Origin of the sequence: Frankia sp. AgKG'84/4, from assembly GCF_023242965.2 — a bacterium.
In the GTDB taxonomy this organism is placed as follows: domain Bacteria; phylum Actinomycetota; class Actinomycetes; order Frankiales; family Frankiaceae; genus Frankia.
In genome coordinates, this window is record NZ_JALKFU020000211.1 from 1 (window position 1) to 8241 (window position 8241).

General features: G+C 71.6%; 8 protein-coding genes and 1 pseudogene. 3 read left to right on the plus strand and 6 right to left on the minus strand.

The annotated features are described in order from the left end of the window. Positions 1–258, plus strand: a 258-nt coding sequence (locus tag MXD58_RS14410) for a hypothetical protein (protein ID WP_250609404.1), incomplete at its 5' end; no start/stop codon positions are given. 153 nt (positions 259–411) lie between these two features. Here the strand turns inward: MXD58_RS14410 and MXD58_RS14415 are convergent. Further along, positions 412–876 carry a MerR family transcriptional regulator gene (locus tag MXD58_RS14415; RefSeq protein ID WP_248838370.1) on the minus strand — a complete coding sequence of 155 codons (465 nt, stop codon included), beginning with the start codon at positions 874–876 and terminating at the stop codon, positions 412–414. Positions 877–1080: 204 nt separating this feature from the next. Here MXD58_RS14415 and ahcY point away from each other — a divergent pair, with 204 nt between their 5' ends. After that, positions 1081–2391, plus strand: coding sequence for an adenosylhomocysteinase (gene ahcY, locus MXD58_RS14420; RefSeq protein WP_248838369.1), 1311 nt, complete (start codon positions 1081–1083; stop codon positions 2389–2391). A gap of 232 nt (positions 2392–2623) precedes the next feature. Here the strand turns inward: ahcY and MXD58_RS14425 are convergent, their stop codons facing one another. Next, positions 2624–3550, minus strand: a complete 927-nt coding sequence (locus tag MXD58_RS14425) for an RDD family protein (protein WP_248838368.1) — start codon at positions 3548–3550, stop codon at positions 2624–2626. A 171-nt stretch (positions 3551–3721) separates the two neighbouring features. On the opposite strand from MXD58_RS14425, the gene MXD58_RS14430 reads away from it, so the two are divergent. Further along, a complete protein-coding gene (locus MXD58_RS14430; RefSeq protein WP_250609405.1) occupies positions 3722–4732 on the plus strand; it encodes a stage II sporulation protein M in 1011 nt (336 codons plus the stop codon). 90 nt (positions 4733–4822) lie between these two features. Here the strand turns inward: MXD58_RS14430 and MXD58_RS14435 are convergent, their stop codons facing one another. From MXD58_RS14435 to MXD58_RS14450, 4 genes and pseudogenes are all read right to left on the minus strand, one after another. Beyond that, the gene (locus tag MXD58_RS14435; protein ID WP_248838366.1) at positions 4823–5203 is read right to left on the minus strand and encodes a VOC family protein; all 381 of its coding nucleotides are present in this window, start codon (positions 5201–5203) and stop codon (positions 4823–4825) included. Between the two features lie 92 nt (positions 5204–5295). After that, positions 5296–6591, minus strand: a complete 1296-nt coding sequence (locus tag MXD58_RS14440) for a DUF58 domain-containing protein (RefSeq protein WP_248838365.1) — start codon at positions 6589–6591, stop codon at positions 5296–5298. Between the two features lie 10 nt (positions 6592–6601). Beyond that, positions 6602–7843, minus strand: a complete 1242-nt coding sequence (locus tag MXD58_RS14445) for an AAA family ATPase (RefSeq protein WP_518478060.1) — start codon at positions 7841–7843, stop codon at positions 6602–6604. After that, a pseudogene (locus MXD58_RS14450) lies at positions 7840–8241 on the minus strand (DUF4350 domain-containing protein); the annotation flags it as partial. The gene MXD58_RS14445 and the pseudogene MXD58_RS14450, both read right to left, overlap by 4 nt.

Genomic DNA, 8241 nt, shown 5'->3' on the forward strand with positions numbered 1-8241 from the left:
ACCGAGCGGGGCTGGCCGTTCGGGCGCTGGGGCGTCCGCGCCGAACTCGCGCGGGTGGCTCCGGCCTGGGCCGAACCCGCGCGCGGCGTGTCACCCGCCGGTGGGATGGGCAGGGATGGAGTGCTTGACTCCCGTCCGCCAGACGTCGACGTCACCCCCTCGGTGGGCCGGCGAGGTCGCCGGGATCTTCGTGGACGCTCAACAAGCATGCGCGAGCCCGCGCTTGGTCGCTCACTGGCACCCGCGCTACGCGAGTGATCCGGGCGTTCCCTACGGAGCCGGACCTGGCCCGGGGCACGCACCTAGTCGCGTCTGTTGCGATGAGAGTCCTATACCGCAGGTAACGGTAGACGAGCGTTTCCCTGCCGAGCCATCCGGCAGGCTCCGTGTGTGCGGTACAGCCCACATTGTCTAACGCACGTCGAAGAGGTGGGGATCTGATGGTCCGCGCCTCGCCGCGGCCTCCCCGGGCCGGGTGGGCTCCGGCATCCGCAGCAGGCGCCGTGCCTTCTGGGCCTCGAAGTCCAGCGCCGCGACGGGCGGCGGCGGTGGGATGCGACGGGTGAGCCGGCCGAGGCGGCGCACATCGGACGCGACCTCCGGCTCGGCCAGCACCCGCACGGCGAAGGCGAGGTCGCTGGGGCTTACCTGGTAGCGCCGCTCCAGTTCGTCGGCGTAGGCGGCGGCGAGCAGTTCGCGCTCGCCGTACTCGCGATGGCCGCCGGGGGACCGCGCCGGCACCAGCAGCCCGAGCGATTCGCGGTAGCGCAGCATCCGCGGCGTGGTCTCCAGGACGGATGCCGCGCGGGCGATGGGCAATCGCTGTTCCGGGCGAAGCTCGACCCGACTGCGTAGCCGCTCCAGCACGTGTCGCACGAACGAGTCCTCCTGCCGGGATGGGGCAGCGACCTCCCGGCCTCTCACGTCGATCCGATCATGAGGGGAGCGTACGGGCAGAGGTCCGCTGCAAGCCATCATCCTAACAAGATGCTGTCAGCTTCTTTGACGCCTCGTGGTTATGGTCGCCATCGTCTGGGAGGAACCGGTGTCCGCACCCCGGCCTCGTCCCTGAGGAGCGTCATGTCCGAGCTGGCCGATCTTCCCGACCTGCTGCCCGACCCTGCCGGGCTGCCCCGCCACGACATCGCCGACCTCTCGCTCGCCGCACAGGGCAGGGCACGCATCGAGTGGGCCGACCGGGCGATGCCGGTCCTGCGCCAGATCCGGGAGCGCTTCGCCGTCGAACGCCCGTTCGTCGGGGTGCGCGTCGCGGCCTGCATGCACGTCACCACCGAGTCCGCGAACCTCATGCGCGCGCTGGCGGCCGGCGGTGCCGAGGTCACGCTGTGCGCGTCGAACCCGCTGTCCACCCAGGACGACACGGCGGCGGCGCTCGTCGTCGACTACGGCGTCGCCACCTTCGCCCGCAACGGTGTCGGGCGGGACGACTACTACGCGCACATCGATGCCGCCCTCGACGCCGCGCCGCATTACGTCTTCGACGACGGCTGCGATCTGGTGAACATCCTGCACACCGAGCGCACCGATGTGCTTGACGGCGTGCGCGGCGGCTGCGAGGAGACCACCACCGGCGTGATCCGGCTGCGGCAGATGGCGGCGGCCGGCGCGCTGCGCTTCCCCATGGTCGCGGTCAATGACACCGACACCAAGCACATGTTCGACAACCGTTACGGCACTGGTCAGTCGACTCTGGACGCGATCTTCCGGGCCACCAACACCCTGCTCGCCGGCTCCACCGTCGTCGTCGCCGGCTACGGCTACTGCGGCCGCGGGGTGGCCTCCCGGGCGAAGGGGCTGGGCGCCGCGGTGATCGTCACCGAGATCGACCCGACGAAGGCGCTGGACGCGGCGATGGATGGCTTCCGGGTGCTGCCCATGAGCGCGGCCGCCCAGTTGGGCGATGTCTTCATCACCGTCACCGGGAACCGGGACGTGCTGCGCCGCGAGCACTTCGAGGTGATGCGCGACGGTGCGATCCTGGCGAACTCCGGGCACTTCGACGTCGAGATCGACATCGTCGCCCTGGCCGATCTCGGCGTCCAGGAGCCTCGCCGGGTGCGGCCCTCGACCGACGAGTACCTCCTCGTCGACGGGCGTCGACTGCGGCTGCTGGCAGAGGGACGGCTGGTCAACCTGGCCGCGGCGGAGGGTCATCCGGCGGCGGTGATGGATATGTCCTTCGCCGACCAGGCGCTGACCGCCGAGTGGCTGCACGTCAGCGGAGTGCGGTTGGAACCGGGTGTGCACGATGTCCCGACGGAGATCGACAAGGACGTCGCTCGGATGAAAATCGCTTCGATGGGTATCGAGATCGACACTCTCACGCCAGCCCAGGAGGAGTATTTGACGTCCTGGGAGTTCGGATCCTAACGAGATGATGTTAGATTTAGAAAGTTGCCGCCCGCAATCCTGACCTGTTGATGTCAACATTGCGAGGTGCTCTGGAACTGGCTACAGCATCCCGGCGGCGGGAGCGCTGGCGGGCGGGACCAGGGCGAGAGGGTTCGGTGTCCTGCTGGCCCACACGAGGGGCCAGTCGCGCTGTGGCTGGCTGAGGAGGGCTCGGTATCCGGGCGTCCCACGATGATCGGCCGGAAACGATCTAGCGCCGGTAGGAGTAGTCCTGTCCGCGCTGTGGACGGGTGGGAGGCGCCACCGTCAGGCGGGCTGGGGTCCACGGCGGCGCTGCGGGCGAAACTGGGTGTCCACCCGCCGGTCGCTGCGCGACGAGCCGGGCGTAGCTGCGGCGACTGCGCTCGGCGAGCACGGCCGACAGATAGGCCCAACCCGGCGTCCCGGGTGGTGGTGGCGGTGTGACGACCGACCGGATTTCGTCGACCAGGCCGCTGCCGAGGCGTTCGAGTGCCGGCGGGGACAGGGCGTGCGCCCGGCTGAGGAACTGGCGGGCCCGCAGCGCGAGCGAGTCGTCCATCCCGGAGAGATCGAGCAGGCTGACCCAGCCCAGCAGGGCAAGCGGCACGAACGGCGGTTCGCCCACCGTTCGCGGCACGCTGACCTGGAGAACGACCGTCCCGGCGAAGATGTCTCCCAGCCGCTTGCTGGTCCGGGAGGACAGCATGCTGATGATTGCCGGCAGGCCGAGCAGGACACCTGGCCGCTCCACCACCGCGCCGACAAGCCCGCGGGCGAACGCGTGCCGGAAGTGGATCGGCCCGCCGTCGTCGCGGACCACCCGGATTCCCATCACCATCTTGCCCAGGGTGCGACCGCGGCTGAGCGTCTCGCACGTCACCGGATAGCCCACCAGCACGAGGACGTAAACCAGCAGCGTCATGGCGGCGACGAGCGCGTCATCCGTGGGCCGAACGATCAGGAGGATCGCCGTGGTCAGGCTGCCGAGGAGGTAGAGCTGGGCGATCAGGTCGATCAGCGCGGCCACGACGCGGGAGCCCAGCCGGGCCACGCGCAGATCCACCGCGACGGCCTCGCCGCTCACGATCGTCTCGGTGCCCACCGCGGGAACCGGACGCCGCCCGCCCGGCGGGTGGCTCCGCACGGCCTGATTCATGCGGGCTCCCGGATTCTCAGCGTGCGTCCGCGCATCACCCTACGGTGTCCGCCGGTCGCCCGGTGGACCGAACCCAACGATTCGGATGATCTGCGCGAACCGGTCGCGCATCCTGGGCCATCGCGCGGTGCCGGTCCGGCGGCATCCGCGGTCTGGGAGGATGTCCCGGACATGGATCTCGATGCGTACGTCGCCGTGCACCGGTCGGAGTGGATCCGGCTTGGCCGGCTGGTGGACCGGGCCGCCCGCCCGCGCCGGATGAGCGCGGGGGAGCTGGACGAGCTCGTGGAGCTCTACCAGCGGGCGGCCACCCACCTGTCGGTCATCCGCACCCGCTCCTACGACACGACCATGGTCGACGACCTCACGAACCTCGTCACTCGTGCGCGGGCCGTCGTTGCCGGGGCACCCGACCCTGGTTGGCATGTCGTCGGGCGGTTCTTCACCGTGACCTTTCCGCTGGCGGTGTTCGAACGGCGCTGGTGGGTGCTGGCTACGACGGGGGGTTCGCTGCTTCTCGCGCTGGCCGTCGGTCTGTGGATCGTCAACGATCCCGAGGCGCACGCGGGCTTGGCTCCGTCGAGCGCGGTCGCCGACCTGTGCCGGTCCGACTTCGCCTCGTACTACACGGACCATCCGGCCTCGTCGTTCGCCAGTCAGGTGTGGACGAACAATGCCTGGGTGGCCGCCACCGCCGTCGCGGCCGGTGCGCTGCTCGGTGTGCCGACGCTGCTGGTGTTGGTGATCAATGCGGTGAACGTGGGCGTGGTCGGCGGGTACATGACCGGCTGCGGACAGAGTGGCCAGTTCTTCAGCCTGATCCTTCCGCACGGGCTCTTGGAGCTCACCGTCGTGTTCCTCGCGGGCGCGGTGGGCCTGCGTCTCGGCTGGTCGATCATCTCGCCGGGGCCGCGCCGGCGGGCCGAGGCGCTCGCGGCCGAAGGCCGGGCGGCCGTGTCGATCACGCTGGGCGCGGCAGTGGCACTGGCGGTGTCCGGGGCCATCGAGGCCTTCGTGACCCCGTCTGGGCTGCCAACGGCGGTGCGCATCGGGATCGGCGCCCTGGCCTGGGCCGTCTTCGTCGGCTACATCGTCCTCTACGGCTCCCGGGCCGCGGCCGCGGGCGAAACCGCGGATCTGGAGGCCGGCCGCGGCGCGGCCGACCTGGCCCCTGTCGTCTGAGTCCCGGCAGCTCAGGGCGAGGTTGCCGCGCGCGTTCGCCGCGCGCGTTCGCACGCCCGGGCGGCGGCCCGGTGGGAAGCCGGGCCGCGACTAGAAACCGTGATGTACGGCTTCGACGTTGTGGCCATCCGGATCACGCAGGAACACGCCGTAGTAGTTGGGGTGGTATTCAGGCCATTCGCGCGGAGCGTGCAGCACCTCGACGCCGCCGCGCACCGCGGCCTGGTGGACCGCGTCCACGGCGGCGCGGTCCGCCGCCTGAAACGCGACGTGCAACTCCCGGGTCTCCGCGCCGCGCGCCGGGCTGAGCCAGAACGTCGGCGTACCGTCTGGTCCGGCCAGGCCGACCACGAGGGCATCGCCATCCTGGAAGCGCATCGCCTCCCGGATGCCGATCGCCGCGAAGGTGCTCAGGTAGAACGCGAGTGACGACTCGACATCGGCCGCCTGGACGCCAACATGATCAAGCATTCTGACAGCGTACGGCTCGCCTCCGACATTTCTGGTGGTCTGCGGGCGGCGGCGAACCCGTCTATGGGGATCGCCACGGTCGACTCGGTGGGTCAGAGCCGCCCGAGAGACTTGAGGGTCAGGTAGGTGTCGGTGACGGCAGCCGCGTAGCTGCCAGGCGAGGCGTCGACGACCTCTACTCCGCGGCGGCGCAGCAGTTCCGTGAGCTCTCTTCTGCGTATCAGGGTCTGTTCGGCGGCCGCGGCGGCGTAGACGGCCCGCGCGTCGTCCCGGCCGGTGATCAACTCGTCGACCCGTGGGTCGCGCAGTGCGGCGACGACAACGGTGTGCCGCGCTGTCAGCGTGGGCAGCGCCGGCAGGAGGCCCTCCTCGATGACGGCCGGTGCCAGCTCGGTGAAAAGCACGACGAGGCTGCGGCGAGAGGTCTCCCGCAGCACCGTCGAGACGATGCCGCTGTGATCAGCTTCGACGAGGGCCGGTTCCAGCGTTGCCATCGCCTCACTCACCCGGGCGAGGAACGCGTGGTCGTGGGAGCCGGGCAGGCTGACCCGCGGCACGCTGTCGTGGGCGATGAGGCTGACCCGGTCGCCGGCCCGCAGCGCCACCGAGGTGAGCAGCAGCGCGGCGTCGAGGGCGTGGTCGAGCCGAGGGGTGTCGCCGATCCGGCCCGCGGAAGTGCGTCCGGTGTCCAGCACGCAGACGACCCGGCGGTCTCGCTCCGGGCGGTAGGAACGGACGACCACCGCGCCGCGGCGCGCCGAGCCCCGCCAGTCGATCAGGCGGACATCGTCGCCGATCACGTAGTCCCGCAGGCTGTCGAACTCGGATCCCGCTCCCGCGCCGCGGATCGCGACCTCGCCTTCGATCTCCCGAAGCCGGGCCAGCGCCGCGGGCAGGTGCCGGCGGGAGGTGAAGGGCGGCAACACCCGTACCCGCCAGGGACAAGAGTGCCGACCCTGACGGCCGGCGAGCCCGAGTGGCCCGAGGGAGCGCACCGTGATCCGGAACGGTTCACGATCACCGCGCCGGGTCGGCGTCAACGTGCTCTCGACGAAGCGGCGTTCGCCGGCGGGGACCTCTACCTCATGCGTCCGCGGCCGGGCACCGGCCGACGGCGGCCACGCGTCACGAACCCGCGCCCGGACGGTGCGCGGGCCGTCGTTGGCTATACCGAGGACCAGCGGCACCTGATCGCCGAGCCTGGCCGAGGTGGGACCGGACCGGCTGAACCTCAGCGAGCGCACGGCTCCGGCGAGCGCGACGTCGACTCCGATCAGGATCACGATCAGCCCGTCGACCAGCGCGAGGGTCAGGCCGGGCGCCGGAGACAGCATGACGACCGCCGCCCCGAACAGGGCAAGTGCCACGGCTCGACCGCTGATCGCCACGGGGTGCCGCCTACCGCGGTGCCGGAACGGTGGCCAGCACCTGCTCGAGCACGACGTCGGCGGTGACCCCGTCGAGCTCGGCCTCGGGCCGCAGGCTGATCCGGTGCCGCAGGGTCGCCCGGGCCAGTGCCTTCACGTCGTCCGGCGTGGCATAGCTCCGTCCGGACAGCCACGCCCACGCTCTGGTGGTCGCCAGTAGGGCGGTGGCGCCGCGCGGGGACACCCCGAGCTGGACGCTCGGTGCTACCCGGGTGGCCCGCGCCAGGTCGACGATGTACGCGAGAACCTCGGGGTGCACGGCGATCTGGCCGACCGCCGCCCGGGCGGTCGCCAGGTCTGCGGGCCCCGCGACGGGCCGCACCCCCGCAGCGGCCAGATCCGTCGGATCGAATCCGCTGGCGTGGTGGGCGAGGACCTGGATCTCGTCGTGGCGCGGCGGCAGCGGCAGGGTCACCTTCACCAGGAAACGGTCGAGCTGAGCCTCGGGGAGGGGGTAGGTGCCCTCGTGCTCGATCGGGTTCTGGGTGGCCAGAACGGCGAACGGAGCGGGCAGCGGCCGGGGTATCCCGTCCACGGTGACCTGTCGTTCCTCCATCACCTCCAGCAGCGCGGCCTGGGTCTTCGGCGGGGTACGGTTGATCTCGTCGGCGAGCAGCAGGTTGGTGAAGACCGGCCCCTCCCGGAAGGTGAACGCGGAACTGCGGTTGTCGTAGACGAGTGAGCCGGTGACATCCCCTGGCATCAGGTCGGGGGTGAACTGCAGCCGTTTGGTGTCCAACGACAGTGCGGCGGCCAGGGTGCGCACGAGGAGGGTCTTCGCGACGCCCGGCACGCCCTCGAGTAGCGCGTGCCCCCGGCATAGCAGCGCCACGACCAGACCGCTGACCGCCGCGTCCTGGCCCACCACGGCCTTGGCCACCTCGCCGCGCAGCGCTACCAGCGCCGCGCGGGCGGCATCCGCGTCGGACGGCGACACGCCGCCGCGACCCGCCGGAGGGCGCGCCTGCCCGCTCTGCCCTGGCGCGGCCTTTGGCCGCGGCGGCTCCGGGGGGCCGGAGGGTGCGCGGTGGCCAGGCGGTGGGAGCTGGTCCGGCACGGTGTCCGGTCGGTGCAGGGTCGCCTCGGCCGGATCATCGAGGGTGAGCGGGACGTCCGCGGCGTCACGGGCCGCCTCGACATGCTCGCCCTGGCCGGCGCGGGCCGCGGGTGTCGCGTCGGTAGCCGACTCCGCTTTGATGTTCGGGGAAGTCACCGTCCACCTGCCTGTCGGTCGAGGTCGTCAAGATTCTGGGCGAGCCTGAGGAGAGCGGCGTCCTGCCCGCCAGGTTCGCCGCGGGCACCGCGTGACCGGGTGGCGGCGGCCTCGGCCGCCACCGGTGCTCCCGCCGCGGGCAGTCGAGCGGGGTCGGGCGGCAGGTCACGGGACCGGGAACGGTCCAGCGCCCGGCGGGCCGGACCCGCGCGCGCGGAGGTCAGCGGCGGCATGCCCGAACCGTACAGGAGCGATCCGATTTCCGAGGGTGACCGCCCGGTCTGCTCGGCGACGGAGGCCACGAGGGCCACCGGGTTCGGTTCGGGGGTCCCGGTCGGGCCTGTCCGTAGCGGCAGGCCGGCCCGCTCGGCCAGCCGGCTGCGGGCGCCGGCCCGCAG

What these genes read in the sequence shown, in the direction of transcription:
- ahcY (WP_248838369.1), top strand. Translation starts at nt 1,081, where the DNA reads ATGTCCGAGCTGGCCGATCTTCCCGACCTGCTGCCCGACCCTGCCGGG.
- MXD58_RS14435 (WP_248838366.1), bottom strand. Translation starts at nt 5,203, where the DNA reads ATGCTTGATCATGTTGGCGTCCAGGCGGCCGATGTCGAGTCGTCACTC.
- MXD58_RS14430 (WP_250609405.1), top strand. Translation starts at nt 3,722, where the DNA reads ATGGATCTCGATGCGTACGTCGCCGTGCACCGGTCGGAGTGGATCCGG.
- MXD58_RS14425 (WP_248838368.1), bottom strand. Translation starts at nt 3,550, where the DNA reads ATGAATCAGGCCGTGCGGAGCCACCCGCCGGGCGGGCGGCGTCCGGTT.